The following is an 18417-nucleotide window of genomic DNA, read 5'->3' as shown; positions in this document are numbered from 1 at the left end:
CTTTGGATGAGCCTTGAGACTAGGGGGCGGGCCGCAAACCCGCATCAGGACCAATCCCGAGCGGGTTTGTACCGAGCACTTGCAAGCTGATGTAACGGCGTCGAACGCAAGCGCGCGTCAAACGAAAAGGATCGCGAGATTGACGATCAGTGCCAGGGTCCACGCGAGGCTGCGCGCCGTGGCGAGGTTGGCCACGTACATCATGATGTAAAGCACCCGCAGCACGACAAACAGAAAGGCGAGAACGTCCAGGCGAACCTGTGAAGCGCCGAGCTGGTGCGCGATGATCACGGCGCCAATGAAGAACGGCAGCGCCTCGAAACTGTTGGCCTGCGCGGCGTTCGCGCGGGCCCGCCAGTCGCTCTGGCGCGCCAGCCATTCGCGCGGGTGCTGGTTGTCGAAACCACCATCGCGGCGCGGCTTGGAGAACGTGCCCGATTTGGCGAGCCACGCGCAGCCGATCGGCAACAGCGAAGCCACCACCACCGCCCAATACGCCACGGTCAATCCCGCCAGTTTCATGATGAAGCGCTTTCGAGAAGAAATGGCGCCGGTCAGCGCCGGTCCACCAGGGCATGGGCGATCGTGCCCAGGTCCACGTACTCCAGCTCGCTGCCTACCGGCACACCCCGGGCCAGGCGGGTCACCTGCACGTCCGTGCGGCCCTTGAGCGCCTGCGCGATCACGTGGGCCGTGGTCTCACCTTCGGCGGTGAAGTTCGTGGCCAGGATGACTTCCCGCACCTCGGGCTCCCCTTGTTCGGCCGGCGCGCTGATGCGGTCAAAGAGTTTCTGCAGACCGATGTCGCGCGGGCCCACGCCATCGAGCGGGCTGAGCTTGCCCATGAGCACGAAGAACAGGCCTTTGTAGGCACCGGTGCGCTCCATCGCTGCCTGATCGGCGGGTGTCTCCACCACGCAGAGCTGGCTGCGGTCGCGCCGGGGATCGCGGCAGGTGGGGCAGATGTCGTCTTCGGTGAAGGTGTGGCACAGGCTGCAGTGCTTCACCGAGCTGGCCGCGTGCTCCAGCGCGCGGGCGAGCTGCACGGCGCCGTCGCGGTCATGCTGAAGCAGGTGGAAGGCCATGCGCTGTGCCGACTTCACCCCCACGCCGGGCAGGCGGCGCAGCGCCTGCACCAGCAGTTCGAGCGAGTGGTTTTCAGCCATCGATGAGCGAAGGAGCCCGCGCGATGGGGATCAGAACGGGAACTTCATGCCGCCCGGCAGGCCGGGCATGCCGGCCGTGAGCTTGCCCATTTTCTCGGCCGAGGTTTCTTCGGCCTTGCGCACCGCGGCGTTGAACGCGGCGGCCACGAGGTCTTCCAGCATGTCCTTGTCGTCGGCCAGCAGGCTGGGGTCGATGGTGACGCGCTTGACGTCGTGCTTGCAGGTCATAAGCACCTTCACCAGGCCCGCGCCCGATTCGCCCGTGACCTCGATGAAGGCCAGCTCGTCCTGGGCTTTCTTCAGGTTGTCCTGCATGGCCTGGGCCTGCTTCATGAGGCCGGCGAGTTGTCCTTTGTTGAACATGGTCTTCCTAACGTTCCGAGTGAAAAAAGAAAAGAGGCTCAGGCCGTGGTGATGGCCTTGAGGGTACCGGGCACGATTTTGCCGCCAAAGTCGCGCATCATGGTCTGGACAAAGGGGTCGTTCAGGATGTGCGCCTCAGCCTCGCGCTGGCGGCGCGCCGCTTCCGCTGCCACGCGGCGCGCGGGCGAGTCCGAAACGCTGCCGATCTCCACCGAGAGGCGCACCTCGTGGCCGATGGTCTTCAGCGCCGTGGCCAGGCGTTCGCGCGTATTGCCCTGGTTGAGCGAGCTGCGCTCCACGCGCAGCATCCACTGGTCCGTGTCGCGCGCGATCAGTTGCGATTGCAAGCCCAGCTCGCGCACCAGCGCGGTGATGGCTTCCGCGCGCACGAGCTGCATCACGGTCTCGAACCAGAAATCGCCTTCGACGCTGCCACCGGGCGCGGCGGGCAACACCGTTTGTGTGCCGTGTTCGTCGCGGGCCTGAGGCTGATCCGCCGGGCCGGGTTCACCGGCATCGCGCACCGGGATGGCCATGACACGGGGTGGCGCCGGTTCGGCCTCTTCCCAGGGAGGGCCATCGTCCTCGGGCCAGGGCGCATCGTCCACCGGCTCGGCGGGCATCTGCGGCGCGGCGGCGGGTGCCGACACAGCCACCGCGGAGGGCTGCGGCGCCCTCACGGGCGCGGGTGGAGCGACGGCCGGCGGCGGGTTCACCACCGGCAAACGCACCATCGGCACCGGCGTGGGCGCCAACGCAGCCGCGGGTGCGGCCACCTCCGCAACAGGCGCTTCAGCCGTTTTCAGTGTTTTTTTTTCCGCCGCGGCGCTGACAGCGGCCGTGTTGGCGGGTTTGAAGGCCATCAGCCGCAGCAGCACCATGGTGAGCGCGGCGTACTCGTCGGGGGCCAGGCCCAGCTCGCCGCGCCCATGCAGGCACAGGCTGTAGAGCAGTTGCGTCTCGTCGGCCGGCAGGCTTTGCGCCAGCCGCGCGATCTGCGCTTCATCGGGGTCGTCCAGGCCTTCGGCCTGGGCGCGGTCGGGCACGGCCTGCAGCACGGCCATGCGCTGCAGCACGCCGGTCATCTCTTCCAGCGTGGACGCGGCGTTCAGGCCATTCACGCGCAGCGCGTCCACGGTATCGACCACCGTGGCGCCATCGGCGCGGGCCAGCGCATCGATCAGGCGCAGCACATAGGAGCGGTCCACCGCGCCCAACATCTGGCGCACCGTGGCCTCCTGCAACTGGCCGCCGCCAAAGGCAATCGCCTGATCGGTGAGCGAAAGCGCGTCGCGCATGGAGCCGCGAGCGGCGCGCGACAGCAGGCGCAGCGCCTGCACCTCGGCAGGCACGTTTTCGGCTTGCAACACCTGTTGCAAATGCTCCAGCACGGTCTCGGGCGCCATGGGCCGCAGGTTGAACTGCAGGCAGCGAGACAGCACGGTCACCGGCACCTTCTGCGGGTCCGTCGTGGCCAGCACGAACTTGAGGTACTCGGGCGGCTCCTCCAGCGTCTTCAACATGGCGTTGAACGCCGTGTTGGTCAGCATGTGCACCTCGTCGATCATGAAGACCTTGAAGCGCCCTTGCACCGGCTTGTAGACCGCCTGCTCCAGCAGGGCCTGGACTTCGTCCACGCCCCGGTTGGAAGCGGCATCGAGCTCGGTGTAGTCGACGAAACGGCCACTGTCGATGTCGGTGCAGGCCTGGCACACGCCGCAAGGCTCCGCGGTGATGCCGCCCTGCCCGTCGGCACCCAGGCAGTTGAGCGACTTGGCCAGGATGCGCGAGACCGTGGTCTTGCCCACGCCACGTGTCCCGGTGAACAGGTAGGCGTGGTGCAGGCGCTGGGTCGTCAAGGCATTCGAGAGCGCTTGCACCACATGGCCCTGCCCCACCATTTCGGTGAAATTGCGCGGGCGGTATTTGCGGGCCAGGACGACATAGGACATGGCGACGATTCTAAGCGGCGGGGTATTGCCAGGCGATCCGGCATCGACACACCCCATCGCCTACAATCGACCTCGACGGGCCTTCCCGCATGGTGAAGCGGCCAACCGGGTCAGGTGGGGAACCAAGCAGCCCTAACTGTGAATCCAGTGCCGGGGTCAAGGCTCGTCACCTTCTTCTCATCCCACCATGTCCGTGCGCGATCCCGCCTCCATTGCCAGCTGGCATGCCCACGTGTACTTTGGTGCGGACACGCGCGATGCCGCCTGGGCTTTGCGCGAAGTCATCGCCGCCGAACTCGCCGCCCACGTGCAGATCGGGCGGTTCCACGAAAAACCGGTCGGGCCGCATCCGGCCTGGACCTACCAGGTGGCTTTCGATGCCCCCGAGTTCGCTCACGTGGTGAGCTGGCTCGCCCTGAACCACGCTGCGCTGGATGTGCTCATCCACCCCAACACCGGCGACGCGCTGAGCGATCACCGCGACGGCGCGCTGTGGCTGGGCAAGTCCTATCCCTTGAACCTGCAGGCCCTGGTGGACTGAACGGCCGGCGATGAACCCCTGGATCCTGCTCGGGCTGGCCATTGCCGCCGAGGTCGTCGGCACCTCCGCCCTGAAAGCCAGCGAGGGCTTCAGCAAGCTCTGGCCTTCGGCGATCGTCGTGGTGTCCTACGGCGCGGCGTTCTACCTGCTGTCCCTGACCTTGCGCACCATTCCCGTGGGCATCGCCTACGCCGTCTGGTCGGGCGTGGGCGTGGTGCTCATCGCATTGATCGGCTGGCTGGTGTTCGGCCAGAAGCTCGATGCCGCCGGCATGCTGGGCATGGGCCTGATCGTGGCGGGCGTCCTGGTGCTCAACCTGCTCTCGAAAAGCTCGGCCCACTGAATCAGGTGGCCAGCCAGCGGCGCACGCCCTCACCGGCCGCCATCCCACTGGCCAGGCAGGCCGTCAGCAGATAGCCCCCGGTGGGCGCTTCCCAGTCGAGCATTTCACCCGCACAGAACAGGCCCGGTCGCGACCGCACCATCAGGCCATCGTCCAGCCCCTCCCAGCGCACGCCACCGGCGCTGCTGATGGCTTCGTCGATGGGTCGCGCGGCGGCCAGCGTGATGGGCAAGGCCTTGAGCGCGGCGGCCAGTCGGGCGGGCTCGTGCATCGCGTCCTTGCTCAACAATTCATTGATGATGGCCATCTTGATGCCCTCCAACCCGAGCCGGCTCTTGAGGTGGCTCGAGAGGCTGCGCGAACCGCGCGGATGCGCCACCTGGGCCAGCACCTGTTCGGCCGTGCGGTCGGGCAGCAGGTCCAGTTCGAACGTGGCCCGGCCCTCGCGCGCGATCTGATCGCGCAACAGGCCCGACACGGCATAGATCAGGCTGCCTTCGACACCGGTGGCCGTGGCGACGAATTCGCCCTTGCGCTGAAAACCGTTCCCCAGGCTGTCCGTGAACCGCACCGCCACCGACTTGAACGGCTGGCCCGCGAAACGCTCCAGGAAGAAAGGGCTCCAGCCGCCCGCCACGTCGAAGCCGCAGTTGCTGGGCTGCAGCGGCGCCACGTCAACGCCCTCGGCCTGCAGCCGGGGCACCCAGGCGCCGTCGGAGCCCAGGCGCGCCCAGCTCGCGCCGCCCAGTGCAAGCACGGTGGCGCGGGGCTGCACCCGCAGCGGCCCCTGCGGCGTGTCGAACACCAGGGCTGTGCCGTCCCAGCCCGTCCAGCGGTGGCGCATGTGGAAGCCCACCCGCGTGCCACCGGACTCGGGATGGCGCAGCCGGTGCAGCCAGGCCCGAAGCAGCGGCGCGGCCTTCATGTCGGTGGGAAAGACGCGCTGCGAGCTGCCCACGAACGTGCTGATGCCCAGGCCGGTGGCCCAGTCGCGCACGGCCTGCGGCCCGAAGGTCTCGAGCAGCGGGCGCAGGTGGTCTGCCTGCGCGCCGTAGCGGCCCACGAAGGCCGGCAGCGTTTCGGCGTGCGTGAGGTTCATGCCGCCCTTGCCCGCGAGCAGGAACTTGCGGCCCACCGAAGGCATGGCGTCGAACAGGTGCACGTTGAGGCCGGCGCGGCCCATGACTTCGGCGGCCATCAGGCCGGCGGGGCCGCCGCCGATGACAGCCACATCGACAGGCAGAAAAGAACTCGAATCGGTCATGAAGAACTTGATGCAGCGACCAGCTCGATGAGCCGGCCCTGAGCGTTGATGAAGGCGAGCCGCACGGCTTCACCCGGCCGGGCCTGCGCCATGGCCTGGCGGTAGCCCTCCATCTGCGCGAGCAGTTCGGGCTGGCGCTCGGGATGGGCAGCGCTCTTGTAGTCCAGCACCCACCAGTCGCCGCTGTCGCGGCGGCGCACCAGGCGGTCCAGCCGCAGCAGCTCCCCCTGGTGGAAAAGCTCGACCTCGTTGCCCCAGTGATTGAGCGCCTCCGCGTCCCAGGCCCAGGCGGCCTCGCCGCTCACGATGCGTTGGGCCATGGCGAGCACATCGCGCGCCTGGGCCGGGTCGAGCGCGAACTCGCGCGCCACGGCCTGCGTGTGTTCGGGTGCCCAATCGAAACCCTGGGCCGGCGTGGGCCGCCATTCCAGCAGGCGGTGCAGCGCCAGGCCGATGCGGTTGGCGGTGTCGTCCACGGGCGGTGCGACTTCCGCATTCACCACGGAGGCGGTCTCCACAGTCAGAGGAGGCAAGCTCGGCAAGTGGAAGACCTGGGCTTGCACCGAAGGGGGGCCATCGGCATCGGCCGCGGGCAACGGTGCCTCCAGCGGCGCGGCCAGCGGCTGCAAGCGTGCGTACCAGGTGGTGGTGCCGCGCTTGTGCGGTTCGAAGCTGGAGATCACCAGCCGCGACTCGGCGCGCGTCAGGGCCACATAGAGGGCGTTGAGCTCCTCCAGCGAGCGCGCCTGCTGCTCCTGCTGTAAGGCGTCCACCGCGCAGTCGGGTGGCGATTTTTCGCTGGCCAGAAACACGAAGCGGCGCGGCAGCGGGTCTTCGCCCGGCCAGTCCACCAGCACGCCCATGCTCTCGGGCCGGGCGGAGCCGGAATCGGTGTCGAGCATGAGCACGGTGTGGGCTTCCAGGCCCTTGGCCCCGTGGATGGTGAGCAGGCGCACAGCGCCGGGCGTCTGCACCGCGGTGGCCTTGATGCCACCCGCCTTGAGCGCGCGCACGAAGCGGTACGGGGTGAGGAAGCGGCCGCCATCCTGCGCGAGCGACTGGGTCAGCAGGTCGCGCAGTTGGGCGAGCACGGCGGCGCGCTGGCTCGCGGGCACGGCTTGCGCGAAGCGCGCGAGCACGTCCCCATGGTCGTAGAGGGCGGACAGCGCATCGTGCGGCGGCAAGCTGAGCAGCCAACCCCGGTAGAGCGCGAGGCGCTGCGCGGTGTCCTGGAACTGCGCAGCCTGCGCCGGGGTGGAGGCGGCCGCCGCTTGTTCATCGGAGGGCAAGGCGCCGAAACGCTGCAGCACCTCCCACCACGAAGGCCGAGGGGTTGGTGAGCTCGCGCCATCGGTGCGCGGCGGCGTCCAGCGCTGGCGCAGGCGCGCGAGCTGGGCCAGGTCGTCGTCGCTCCAGCCACACAGCGGCGACTTGAGGGCCCGCGCCAGGCTCAGGTCGTGCCGGGTCGAGACCAGGGCGTCCAGCAACGCCACCACGTCCTGCACCGCGGGCGCTTCGCCGAGCTCCAACTTTTCGGGTTGTTCGCTGGCCAGGCCGCGGTCGAGCAGCGCCTCGTGCATCCGGGCCAGGCGCTCGCGGCGGCGCGACAGCACCATGATGTCGTCGGGCAGCAGGCGCCCGTCGGCCACCTCGGTGGCGATCCAGTCGGCGGCCTGCCCGGCTTCCAGCGCGGCCAGGCTGTCTTCGGGCAGCACGCGCGGCGTGGTCAGGCTGTCGCGCCACACGGGCTCGCCATCGTTCCCCGACTGGCTTCGCTCCAGCAGGCTGCGTGGCAGCTGCGGCAGACACAACACCTCGCCTTGCGCGGTGCTTTCGGTGGTGTGGGGACGGTAGTCGCTGCCGTATTCGCCGGCCTGCACCGCCGCCCCCATGGCGGCGTTGAGCGCGTCCACCACCGCAGGCGCACAGCGGCGCGTGTGATCGCAACTGAGCAACGCTCCGGCCAGGCCTTGCACCACGAAGGCCTGCGCCGCCTTGAAGACCTGCGGCTCGGCGCGGCGGAAGCGGTAGATCGATTGTTTGGGGTCACCCACCAGGAACACGCAGGGCGCCTCGCCTGGGCCTGCGCCCGCATAGGCCGAGAGCCAGCCGTAGAGGGCCTGCCATTGCAGCGGGTTGGTGTCCTGGAATTCGTCGATCAGCACGTGGCGCACGCGCGCGTCCAGCCGCTGCTGGAGCCAGCCCGAGAGCTCGGCATCGCCCAGCAGGCGCCGTGCCGCGCCTTCCACGTCGTTCATGTCGACCCAGCCGCGTTCGCGCTTGAAAGCGGCAAAGCTCATGAGCAACACGCGGGCCAGGCGCGAGAGGCGCTGGTGGTGCAACCAGGCGCGGTGCTGGCGCAGGGCTTCGAGCGTTCGCAGCGCCAGTTGCTGCGCGGCGCGCACGGCCTCGATGCCGGCGAGCTTGTCGCTGAACTTGCGCGGCTCGTCCTTCTGCGTGAGCAAGGCCGTGAGCGCACCCGTGCCATCGGCCTGGCCCAGCGCCTGCTCCAGCTCGACGCCCTTGGCGGAGAAGGTCGGCGCGCTCGCGCCCCCCAGGGCCTGCGCGGCTTCGCGCAGCAGCGTGACGGCACGGGCGTCCTGCACCAGCCATTGCACCGGCTCGTCGAAACCCGCGAACTCCGGGTAGCGCCGCGCCATCGGATCGACCGATGCCTCGACCACACCCGCCGCATCGGCCAGCGCGAACTCCACGCGCTTGTCGAGGGTCTTTTTCAGTGCCACCAGCGTCTGGTGGCGGCCGTGCTCGGCCACGCTGGCCATGAAGTCCTCTCGCTCGAGTGGACTGGCGGCGAGCGCCGCGTAGAAACGCGGCCAGACCTGGGCCACCGCACGCGCGTCGTCTTCGAGCAACTCGTACTGCACCGGCAACTGCAGTTCCTGCAGCACCGACAGCGGCGCTCCGCGCAGCAACGCGGCGAACCAGCTGTGGAAGGTGCGCACCTGCACGGGACGACCCATGGCGGTGACTCGCGCGTACAGGCCTCGGGCCTCGGGCACGCGCCGCCGGGCATCGGTCTCGCTCAGACCACGCGCGCGCAACTCATTGGCCAAGGCGTCGTCGGCCAGCGTGGCCCAACGGCGCAGCTCGGCGTTGAGCCGGTCGCGCATTTCACCGGCCGCCTTCTTGGTGAAAGTGATCGCGAGGATGTCCTGCGGCGCACAGCCGTCGAGCATCGCGCGCAGGATGCGCGAGACCAGCATCCAGGTCTTGCCCGCGCCGGCACAGGCTTCCACGGCAATGCTGCGCGCGGGATCGCAGGCCAGCGCATAGAAGGCTTCGCGCGCGGCGGGCGCGCCGTTGATGCGGTAGGCGGGTGCCGTCATGCGGGCGTCCAGAAATCTTTGCGGCACAGGCCCCGTGCGGCGCAGAAGTCGCACACGCGGCCTTCGCCGAGCGCCGGCATGGGCTGGCCGGCGGCCACGCGCGCCATGTCGTGTGCAAGGCCGGCCTGCAGGTGCTCACGCGCCATCAGCACGTCCGGTTGCTCCACGAGCCAGGTGGGGCCGTCCTTGCCACCGTCGCCGCGTTTGTCGGTGATGCTGAGGTAGGCGGCGCGCAGGTTGTCGTCGGGCAGCAGGGCCGCGTAGAAGGCCAGCTGGGTGTCTTCCAGTGGCTCTTTCACGCGGTCGTGGGTCTTGCTGCGGCTCTCGGTCTTGTAGTCGATCACGAAGGGAATCGGCCCTTCGGGGCTGTGCTGCGCATCGATGCGGTCCAGCTTGCCGTAGAGCTTCCAGGGCCCTGCGTTCGCGACGCGTTCGGCCTCGGCCTGGACGAAGCGCGGGCCCGGCCGCTCGTCGGTGGCTTCGAAACCGGCCAGCCAGTCCAGATAGCCCTCGCGCAGCGCGGGCCACACCGCCTGGTAAGGCAGGAAACCGGCCCCACCCTCGCCCGCGTTCAAGCCCATGGCGGTGGCGGTCTCGTCGGCCAGCCGGTCAAGCCAGGCCTGGTCCACGTCGCGTCCCGGGCGGGCGTCGCCGCGCTGCTCATGGAAGGCGCGCAACACCGCGTGCAACCAGTTGCCCATGTCGCGCTGATCCGGCTCGGCTTCGAGCTCGGCGGCCTCGACCAGGCGCAGCTGGCGCAGCGCGAAGAAACGGTAGGGGCAATCGCGCAAGTCCTGGTAGGCGCTGGCCGAGAGCGACTCGGGCAACACATCGCTGGCGGAAGGCGTGGGCCTCGGTTGGGTCGCTGGCGTGAGCGGGCGCAGGTCACGTGGATCCACCCCTGGTTGCACCGGCAACGCCTGTACCCAGGCACTCGGCAGCACGGCCTCGCCGCGCTCCTGCGTGCGCCACAGCAGATCCAGATGCGGCAAGGCGAGCGTGGCCCGCCAGGCACTGGCCGCGGCCTGGGCCAAGGCCTCGCGGGACGGCAGGCCCAGCAACTCGCGCTGCGCCGTCGTCCAGTCGCCGGGTGGCTCTGGGCTGGGACTCAGGTGCGTCTCGTCGCAACCCGGCACCACGGTGGCGGCGAAAGACCGCCCCAGCAGCTGCGCCATGGGCAGAACCACCACGGCCGCGTCGCCCGCGCTGCGGGGCATGAAGCTCGCCCCCTCCAGCACATCGCGCACCCAGGCGGTGAAGGCGCTGAGGGACAGGCGCGCACCACCGCGCGTGGCCCCGTCCACCGCCTGGGTCACGCCGGCCAGCTCCATGGCCGCGCCTTCGCCCAGGCGCAAGGTCTGCACCAGTTGTTGTCCGGCGGGATCGCTCTCGAACGAGGTCCACAGGCCACAGGCCTTGAGCGCCGCGGCCAGGTCGCCCAGCCACATCGTCAAGGGTCTTCCCACCTGCAAGCCCTCGAGCCAGGCGGGCAGGCCTTCGGGAATCACCGCGGCAAGCCGCTCGTGCTGCAGCGCTGCCTTCCAGCGCGACACACCCGCTTCGCGCGCGAGCTGTTCCAGTTGCTGCACCTGCGCCTCGGGCCAGGCCTTGGCCTGCTTGAGCAGGTCCAGCACATCGTCCATCGAGGCGCGCGCATCGACCGCGCGCAGCACGCTCATGAGTTGTGCGGCCGCGTGGGTGGTGGAGAGCTTCCAACCGGTCTCGTCGCGCACCGACACACCCACACGGTGCAGCATGGCGCTGACGCGCCGGGTGAGCAGTCGGTCGTTGGCCACCAGCGCCACCGGCACGTGTCCGTGGTTGACCTGCGCGATCACACAGGCCGCGGCGCGCTGGGCTTCGTCTTCCGCGTCGCCGCAGGCGTGCAGACCCGGCACACCGCTGGCGCCATCGTCCATTTCGCCGAGCGACAACACCAGCGATTGTTCACCCCAACTCGCGGCCAAGGCCATGGCCAACGGGTCTTCCTGAAAGCCCTGCAGCACCACCAACAGATCGGCGTGGCCGCCGGGCTGCGCCATCGGTGCCCACAGCACATCGGTGGCATAGGCGGAGGCGCTCACCCAGGTCAGCGCCAGCGTGGCCAACAGCCCCTCCCAGTACAACGAGGAAGCGGCGGGCGCCAGCGACGCGCGCAGCGGTTCAGCCCAGGCCAGCCTTTCCTCGGGCGGCAACGCGGCGGCCAAAGGGGCCAGCTGTCGCGCGGCCTCCACGAGGCGACCCACCATGATGGCGCGCAAGGCGGCATCGGCACGCGCGGGTGCCACGCGTTCGATCAGGGCTGCGGCCATCAGGCTGTCGCGCGCCATGTCCATGCTCAGATCGCCCGGACCCGGCAGGAAGGGCCGCAGGCTGGCGGCCCAGTTGCGGCTGGATTCGAAACGCGGGGCAAACCCGCTCGGGTGCGACGCCGCCCAGGCCTTGCGCCCGGCGTCCATCAATTGGGCATAGGGCACCAGCACCACCACACGGCTGGCGGGCACGGCACGGTCCTGCATGGCCTGATCGATGTGCGCGATCCAGCGCGCCCATTGGCGCATCGATGGATGGCCCTCACCCGCGGCCGGCGAACCGGCCTCTCGGATCGAGCTTACAGGCGTCATGGAAATGGGTGTTTCTGTCACAATGATGCGGACCGTGCGCTCAGAGGGTGTGAGAACGCCTTGAACTGCTGGCATGTGACCCAAACTGTAACCCCTCCCCGTTCAACGACTTTTAGGATGAATCATGGCCAGCGACCTGATCAAACACGTTTCCGATGCCAGCTTCCAGGCTGATGTGCTGGAGGCCGGAGCGCCGGTGCTGGTGGACTTCTGGGCCGAATGGTGCGGCCCTTGCAAGATGATTGCGCCGATCCTCGATGAAGTGGCCGGCTCGTACAACGGCAAGCTCAAGATCGCCAAGCTCAACGTGGACGACAACCGCGACGTGCCCGCCAAGTTCGGCATCCGCGGCATCCCGACGCTGATGCTGTTCAAGGATGGCCAGCTGGCCGCCACCAAGGTCGGCGCCGTGAGCAAGGCGCAGCTCACCGCCTTCATCGACCAGCAACTGGCCTGATGCCTTGCTGAAGGGTGCCCGGGTGCAACGCCCGGGCACGGTTTCCCCGGCCCCCTATTTCCTGTCATAATTTGCTTCAGCGGGCCTGACTGACGCCCGCCCTTCTTTCCGCGCACCGTCCGCCATCCGGACGCCGGCGCCCCCTCCCCCGGTTTTGACTCAACTCCCTTTCGGAGTGAATTCCATGCACCTTAACGAACTCAAGGCACTGCACGTGTCTGAAGTCCTCAAGCAGGCCGAAGCGCTTGAGATCGAAAACCCTGGCCGCATGCGCAAGCAGGAGCTGATGTTCGCCATCATCAAAAAGCGCGCCAAGGGCGGTGAACTGGTGTATGCGGACGGCGTGCTGGAAGTGCTGCCCGACGGTTTCGGCTTCCTGCGGGCCCCGGACACCAGCTACACGGCGAGCACCGACGACATCTACATCTCGCCCAGCCAGATCCGCCGCTTCAACCTGCACACCGGCGACATGATCGAGGGCGAGGTGCGCATCCCCAAGGACGGCGAACGCTACTTCGCCCTCAACAAGCTCGACAAGATCAACAGCCTGCCCCCCGAGGACAACAAGCACAAGATCATGTTCGAGAACCTGACGCCCCTGTTCCCCAAGGAACAGATGCGACTGGAACGCGACATCAAGAGCGAAGAGAACATCACCGGCCGCGTGATCGACATCATCGCCCCCATCGGCCGCGGCCAGCGCGCGCTGATCGTGGCGCCGCCCAAGAGCGGCAAGACGGTGATGATGCAGCACCTGTGCCACGCCATCACGGCCAACCACCCCGAGGTGGTGCTCATGGTGCTGCTGGTCGACGAGCGCCCCGAGGAAGTGACCGAGATGCAGCGCACCGTGCGCGGCGAGGTCATCGCATCCACCTTCGACGAACCGGCGGCCCGCCACGTGCACGTGGCCGAGATGGTGATCGAGCGCGCCAAGCGCCTGGTGGAGCTGGGCAAGGACGTCGTGATCATGCTCGACTCCATCACCCGCCTGGCCCGTGCCTACAACAACGTGCTGCCCTCCAGCGGCAAGGTGCTCACCGGCGGCGTGGACGCCAACGCCCTGCAGCGGCCCAAGCGCTTCTTCGGCGCGGCCCGCAAGATCGAAGAAGGTGGTTCGCTGACCATCATCGCCACGGCCCTGGTCGACACCGGCAGCCGGATGGACGAAGTGATCTTTGAAGAATTCAAGGGCACCGGCAACTGCGAAATCCACCTGGACCGCCGCCTGTACGAAAAACGCGTGTTCCCCTCGATCCAGCTCAACCGCAGCGGCACGCGCCGCGAGGAATTGCTGCTTCAGCCCGAAATTCTGCAAAAAACCCGCATCCTGCGTCAATTCATGTACAACATGGACGAAATCGAGGCGATGGAGATGGTGCTCAAGAGCATGAAATCGACCAAGAATAACTCCGAATTCTTCGACATGATGCGTCGGGGCGGTTAAGGCTATAATCCAAGGCTTTGCTAATTGCGGCAAGTACAACGAAACGGTTTCGTTGCGGCTGCGGCACCTGAACTGAAAGAAACGCCATGAAAGACGGTATCCACCCCAACTACCGCGAAGTCTGCTTCCAGGACCTCTCCAACGGTTTCAAATTCGTGACCCGCTCCTGCGCGAACACGAAAGAGACCATCAAGATGGAAGACGGCCGCGAGCTGCCGCTGTACAAGCTGGACACCTCCAGCGAGTCGCACCCCTTCTACACCGGCACGCAAAAAAGCGTGGACAACATGGGTGGCCGCGTCGAGCGCTTCCGCAACCGTTACGCCAAGACCGCCAAGTAAGCGGCGTGTGCCCGGGCTTTTCCCGGGTGTCCGCACCTTGCTCAGAAAAGCAGCCCGATCCGGCTGCTTTTTTTTCGCCCCTGTATATTCGCCGCAGTGAACCAGCCCACCCCCGCCATCGTCACCCAGTCGGCCGTGCGCCGTCTGCCGCGGCTCGCGCTCATTCTGTTCTGCGTGGCCTATGTGCTGCCCGGTTTCCTCGGCCGCGAGCCCTGGAAGAACGCCGACGTATCCGCATTTGGCGTGATGCTGGAAATGGCCGCCGGCCACAGCGGCTGGTGGAGTCCCCAGGTGCTGGGTCTGGCGGTCGAAGAAGCCGGTCCCCTGCCCTACTGGCTGGGCGCGGCCTTCATCCGGCTGCTGCCCTTCGTCTCACCCGATTTCGCGGTCCGCATCCCGTTTGCCTTGCTGCTGGCCCTCACGTTGATCTGCACCTGGTACACGGTGTACCACCTGGCACGCCAACCCGCCGCGCAACCGGTGGCCTTCGCCTTCGGTGGCGAAGCACAACCCACCGACTACGCGCGCGCCTTGGCCGATGCAGGCCTGCTGGCACTCATGGCCTGCCTCGGCCTGGCCCAGCTTTCGCACGAAACCACGCCCGACCTGGCTCGCCTGGCCTGGGTGTCGCTGCTGCTGTTCGCCGCGTCGCGGCTCGCGCACGCGGGCAGCCGCCGGCCGCTGCGCAGCGTGTTCGCCTGGGGGGTCGCGGTGCTCGGGCTGGTCTTCAGCGGTGCGCCCTGGATCGCCGTGCTGCTGGCCAGTGGATTGCTCCTGATCCTGTGGCTCTCGCGCCGCGCGCCCCTCTCATCCGTTCCGCAGACCGATTGGTTGCTGGAGACGCCTGCCTCGGGGCGCGACCCGTTGCTGTCGGCTGCGCTGTTGCTGGTGGTGGTGTTCGCTGTGGCGATTTACCTCGGTCAAGTGCCCGCCCCTGCCCTGCAAACGCCTTGGGCCGAAGTGCAGTGGCGCAGCTGGGGCAAGCTGCTGGTGTGGTTCACCTGGCCCGCCTGGCCGCTCGTGCTCTGGACCTTGTGGCGCTGGCGCCATCAGTTGCTGCGGCCCCATGTGGCGCTGCCGCTGTGGGCGGCGCTGGTGAGCGTCGCGGACAGCGCGCTGTCGGACGAACGCGACCGCGCCCTGCTGCTGGGCCTTCCTGCGCTGGCTTCGCTGGCCGCCTTCGCCCTGCCCACGCTGCGCCGCAGCGTGGCCGCGCTGGTGGACTGGTTCACGCTCGTGTTCTTCTCGGGCTGTGCGCTGGTGATCTGGGTCATCTGGCTGGCGATGCAGACCGGCGTTCCCGCCAAGCCCGCCGCCAACGTCGCCCGCTTGGCGCCCGGGTTCGTGCCCGAGTTCTCCTTCCTGCTTTTCGCCGTCGGCGCGATCGCGACGGCCGCCTGGCTCTGGCTCGTGGCCTGGCGTGTCGGCCGGCACCGCCAGGCGTTGTGGAAGAGCCTGGTGCTGCCCGCGGCCGGCAGCACGTTGTGCTGGCTGTTGTTGATGACGCTCTGGCTGCCTCTGCTGGATTTCGGCCGCAGCTACGGTCCGATCTCGCGGAGCATCGCGCGCCTGGTCTCGCCCCAGAGTTGTGTGCTGGTCGATGGCCTGAGCCAGGCGCAGATCGCGGCCTTGCAGTACCACGGCCGCCTGGAGTTGGTGCGCACAGGTGCCTCGGATGAAAACCGGTGCCGCAGCCTGGTGGTGGATCCCGAGAACCAACGCTCACTGGACCAGCGCGTCGACCTCACACAATGGGCTTTCAAGGCCACGGTGCGTCGGCTGACCGACAACAAGGAAAGCCTGCTGGTCTACCAGCGCGTCAGCCGCTGACGCGCTCGCGCACCCGCGAAGGGGGCAAGGCAATCGCGAAAGTCGAGCCTTCACCCAGGACACTCTGCACCTCGATGTGGCCGCCATGGCGCTGCGCCACGTGCTTGACGATGGCCAGCCCCAGGCCGGTGCCGCCGGTTTCCCTCGAACGGCTGCGGTCCACGCGGTAGAAGCGCTCGGTCAGGCGCGGCAGGTGTTCTGCGGCCACGCCCGGCCCCGTGTCGTTGACGAAGAACTCCACCCAACCGTCTGCACGCCGCCGCCAGCCCGAGCGGATGCGTCCGCCGCCCGGCGTGTAGCGCACCGCATTGCTCATCAGGTTCGACATCGCGCTCAGCAACTCCGTGCGGGCACCCGAGACCCAGAGATCGGGGCCATCCAACGGTTCGATGTCGTGCGGCGTGGCGGCAATCGCGTGCGTCAGCCCCCTCGCCTCGGCCACCACGTGGTTCAGCAGCTCGTCGGCATCGATCCACTCGCCCGGCCCGGGTGCGGGACTGCCTTCGAGCCGGGAGAGGGTCAGCAAATCGCTCACCAGGGTCTGCATGCGGTGGGCCTGCTGGCTCATGAGATCGAGGTAACGCGTGCGGTCCGCCTCTTCCAGCGGGATGCTCTGCATGGTCTCCACGAAGCCGCTGAGCACCGTGAGCGGCGTGCGGATCTCGTGCGACACGTTCGCCACGAAGTCGCGCCGCATCGTCTCGGCCAGCTGCACGGCGGTCACATCGCGCGTGATCATCAGCTTGCGCTTCTTGCCATAGGGGTGGATCTGCAGCGAAATCTTGGTGGGCTGCGACGGCCGTGGGCCAGGCCCGTCGATCTGGATCTCGTGGCCGAAATCGCCCCCCGCCAGGTAAGCGGTGAAGGCCGGGTTGCGCACCAGATTCCTCACGTACTGCCCGAGATCGCGCTGGGGGTCGAAGCCGAGGTGGTTGGCGGCGGTGAGGTTGGACCACTCGATGCGTCCGGAAGAATCGAGCAGCACCACGCCATTGGGCGAAGCCTGGATGGCGGCCAGGAAATCTTCCAGGCGCGCGTCGCTGCTCTGCGCCTTTTTCTCCAGCTTCTTGATGACCTTGCGGCAGCGCTCCACGAGCTCGCCCCATGCGCCGCTGAGATTGGGGGCCCGGGTCGCCTCGCCCTTGTTGAGCCAGCGCATCACGCGCCGTGCCCTCAGGCCATCCACGAAAGACCACACCAGAGCGCCCACGAGGCCGCCAGCGAAGGTGATACCGGGCGACTCATGGGCCCAGCCCCAGACCGCTCCCAGGGCGACCAGGAGCAGCAATTCAATGGCACGACGGGTCATGCGGCCGGGATCGGGGCGCCTTGAGCCGGTTTTCCGGTGTGATTCATCGCCGTGAGGCGGTAGCCCGCGCCGCGCACCGTTTCCACCATGCCGGACGCTTCACCCAATGACTCTCTCAATCGCTTGACGTGCACGTCCACGGTACGCTCCTCGATGAACACATGGTCTCCCCAGACCTTGTCGAGCAGCGTACCACGGGTGTGCACCCGCTCGGCGTGTTTCATCAGGTAGTGCAGCAGCTTGAATTCCGTGGGCCCGACCTTGAGTTCCACACCCCGGAAGGTCACGCGGTAGGTGGCGGCATCCAGCGCCAGTTCACCCACCTGCACCGAGTCGTTCACGATCTCGGGGGCCCGGCGGCGCAGCACGGCGCGGATGCGCGCGAGCAGCTCCTGGGTGGAGAAGGGCTTGGTGATGTAGTCATCGGCACCGGCATCCAGGCCCTGCACCTTGTCGCTCTCGTCGCTGCGCGCGGTGAGCATGAGGATGGGCACGGTCTTGGTGCGTTCGTTCTTGCGCCACTGGCGCGCCAGCACGGCGCCGCTTTCGCCAGGCAACATCCAGTCGAGCAGGATCACGTCGGGCAGCACCGCATCCACCTCGCGCTGGGCAGCGGCGCCATCGAACACCACAGTGGGCGCGAACCCGTTGTGGCGCAGGTTGACCGCGATCAGTTCGGCGATGGAGGGTTCGTCCTCGACCACGAGAACGCGTGGCAGCTTTCTCATCCGACCACCGACTCCACGGCCGACATGGGCACGTGCCGCACGTCTTCACCCTTGACGATGAAGATGATCTGTTCCGCGATGTTCTTGGCATGGTCGCCCACACGCTCGATCGACTTGGCCAGGAACAGCAGATCCAGGCTGGGCGAGATGGTGCGGGGGTCTTCCATCATGTAGGTGATGAGCTTGCGCAGGAAGCCGTTGTACTCGTGGTCGATCGCGTCGTCGCCCTTGATGATGGCCACCGCCATGGCGGTGTCGAGGCGCGCGAACGAATCGAGCGACTTGCGCAGCAGCGCGGCGGCCAGGTCGGCGGCCATGCGCAGCTCCGAGCTTGGCAGGTTGCGCGGCGAGCCATTCTGGATGATGGACTTGACCATGCGGGCGATGCGGGCCACCTCGTCACCGGCACGCTCCAGGTTCTGCGTGGTGCGGGAAATGGCCATCAGGAAACGCAGGTCGCGGGCGGTGGGCTGGCGACGGCCGATGGTGGAGATGATCTCGTGATCGATCTGCACTTCCATCTGGTTGATGCGGTTTTCGTTCTCCATCACCTGCTCGGCCGATTCCAGGCTCATGTGGATCAGCGCATAGACCGCCTGGTGCAGCTGGGACTCGACCAGGCCGCCCATTTCGAGCACGTGCGTGGAAATGGAGTTCAGCTCGGCGTCGAACTGGCTGGAGATGTGTTTGTCGGTCATGTAGGGC

The 18417-nt window shown here is 67.8% G+C and carries 16 protein-coding genes and 1 other RNA gene; 7 read left to right on the top strand and 10 right to left on the bottom strand.

The window, feature by feature from the left end; translation table 11 throughout:
• Positions 1–117 precede the first annotated feature (117 nt).
• Genes AC1Q9M_RS17275 through dnaX form a run of 4 tightly spaced genes read right to left on the bottom strand, consistent with a single transcriptional unit; the run spans position 118 to position 3481 of the window.
• Positions 118–522, bottom strand: a complete 405-nt coding sequence (locus AC1Q9M_RS17275; RefSeq protein WP_291120797.1) for an MAPEG family protein — start codon at positions 520–522, stop codon at positions 118–120.
• 32 nt (positions 523–554) lie between these two features.
• On the bottom strand, positions 555–1166 hold the full coding sequence (gene recR / locus AC1Q9M_RS17270) for a recombination mediator RecR (protein ID WP_291120795.1): 612 nt from the start codon (positions 1164–1166) through the stop codon (positions 555–557).
• A gap of 30 nt (positions 1167–1196) precedes the next feature.
• On the bottom strand, positions 1197–1529 hold the full coding sequence (locus tag AC1Q9M_RS17265; protein ID WP_066266019.1) for a YbaB/EbfC family nucleoid-associated protein: 333 nt from the start codon (positions 1527–1529) through the stop codon (positions 1197–1199).
• A gap of 38 nt (positions 1530–1567) precedes the next feature.
• Positions 1568–3481: a DNA polymerase III subunit gamma/tau gene (gene dnaX, locus AC1Q9M_RS17260; RefSeq protein ID WP_444686700.1), complete on the bottom strand. Its 1914-nt coding sequence runs from the start codon at positions 3479–3481 to the stop codon at positions 1568–1570.
• 74 nt (positions 3482–3555) lie between these two features.
• Here dnaX and ffs point away from each other — a divergent pair.
• The 3 genes from ffs to AC1Q9M_RS17245 all read left to right on the top strand — a co-directional run bounded on the left by ffs (position 3556) and on the right by AC1Q9M_RS17245 (position 4365).
• Positions 3556–3652: signal recognition particle sRNA small type (gene ffs, locus AC1Q9M_RS17255), an RNA gene on the top strand.
• A 16-nt stretch (positions 3653–3668) separates the two neighbouring features.
• The gene (locus AC1Q9M_RS17250) at positions 3669–4022 is read left to right on the top strand and encodes a DOPA 4,5-dioxygenase family protein (RefSeq protein ID WP_382157423.1); all 354 of its coding nucleotides are present in this window, start codon (positions 3669–3671) and stop codon (positions 4020–4022) included.
• Between the two features lie 10 nt (positions 4023–4032).
• Positions 4033–4365 (top strand): SMR family transporter, encoded by a 333-nt coding sequence (locus AC1Q9M_RS17245; protein ID WP_382157421.1) that lies wholly within the window; start codon positions 4033–4035, stop codon positions 4363–4365.
• 1 nt (position 4366) lies between these two features.
• Here AC1Q9M_RS17245 and AC1Q9M_RS17240 read toward each other — a convergent pair whose 3' ends face one another.
• The 3 genes from AC1Q9M_RS17240 to AC1Q9M_RS17230 are packed head-to-tail and all read right to left on the bottom strand — an operon-like array spanning position 4367 to position 11600.
• On the bottom strand, positions 4367–5629 hold the full coding sequence (locus AC1Q9M_RS17240; protein WP_492434800.1) for a TIGR03862 family flavoprotein: 1263 nt from the start codon (positions 5627–5629) through the stop codon (positions 4367–4369).
• Positions 5626–8976, bottom strand: coding sequence for a UvrD-helicase domain-containing protein (locus AC1Q9M_RS17235; protein ID WP_492434798.1), 3351 nt, complete (start codon positions 8974–8976; stop codon positions 5626–5628). The genes AC1Q9M_RS17240 and AC1Q9M_RS17235 overlap by 4 nt, the downstream gene beginning before the upstream one ends.
• On the bottom strand, positions 8973–11600 hold the full coding sequence (locus tag AC1Q9M_RS17230; protein WP_492434796.1) for a PD-(D/E)XK nuclease family protein: 2628 nt from the start codon (positions 11598–11600) through the stop codon (positions 8973–8975). The genes AC1Q9M_RS17235 and AC1Q9M_RS17230 overlap by 4 nt, the downstream gene beginning before the upstream one ends.
• Before the next feature lie 124 nt (positions 11601–11724).
• On the opposite strand from AC1Q9M_RS17230, the gene trxA reads away from it, so the two are divergent.
• The 4 genes from trxA (at position 11725) to AC1Q9M_RS17210 (ending at position 15675) form a co-directional block, all read left to right on the top strand.
• On the top strand, positions 11725–12057 hold the full coding sequence (gene trxA / locus AC1Q9M_RS17225; protein ID WP_291120781.1) for a thioredoxin TrxA: 333 nt from the start codon (positions 11725–11727) through the stop codon (positions 12055–12057).
• Between the two features lie 184 nt (positions 12058–12241).
• Positions 12242–13504 (top strand): transcription termination factor Rho, encoded by a 1263-nt coding sequence (rho, locus tag AC1Q9M_RS17220; protein ID WP_159594444.1) that lies wholly within the window; start codon positions 12242–12244, stop codon positions 13502–13504.
• A gap of 86 nt (positions 13505–13590) precedes the next feature.
• On the top strand, positions 13591–13845 hold the full coding sequence (locus tag AC1Q9M_RS17215; protein ID WP_382157412.1) for a type B 50S ribosomal protein L31: 255 nt from the start codon (positions 13591–13593) through the stop codon (positions 13843–13845).
• Positions 13846–13941: 96 nt separating this feature from the next.
• Complete coding sequence (locus AC1Q9M_RS17210; RefSeq protein WP_492434792.1) at positions 13942–15675, top strand: ArnT family glycosyltransferase; 1734 nt, start codon at positions 13942–13944, stop codon at positions 15673–15675.
• Here the strand turns inward: AC1Q9M_RS17210 and phoR are convergent.
• From phoR to phoU, 3 genes are read right to left on the bottom strand one after another with little or no spacing between them, the layout of a single operon-like run.
• Positions 15665–16984: a phosphate regulon sensor histidine kinase PhoR gene (gene phoR, locus AC1Q9M_RS17205; RefSeq protein ID WP_382326557.1), complete on the bottom strand. Its 1320-nt coding sequence runs from the start codon at positions 16982–16984 to the stop codon at positions 15665–15667. The two genes, AC1Q9M_RS17210 and phoR, sit on opposite strands and share 11 nt — an antisense overlap.
• The gene (gene phoB, locus AC1Q9M_RS17200; protein ID WP_382157405.1) at positions 16981–17712 is read right to left on the bottom strand and encodes a phosphate regulon transcriptional regulator PhoB; all 732 of its coding nucleotides are present in this window, start codon (positions 17710–17712) and stop codon (positions 16981–16983) included. The genes phoR and phoB overlap by 4 nt, the downstream gene beginning before the upstream one ends.
• On the bottom strand, positions 17709–18410 hold the full coding sequence (gene phoU / locus AC1Q9M_RS17195; protein WP_382157403.1) for a phosphate signaling complex protein PhoU: 702 nt from the start codon (positions 18408–18410) through the stop codon (positions 17709–17711). The genes phoB and phoU overlap by 4 nt, the downstream gene beginning before the upstream one ends.
• Positions 18411–18417 lie beyond the last annotated feature (7 nt).

This window comes from Hydrogenophaga sp. GW823-FHT04C09 (assembly GCF_058796355.1).
This window is presented reverse-complemented; position numbering and strand designations above follow the sequence as displayed.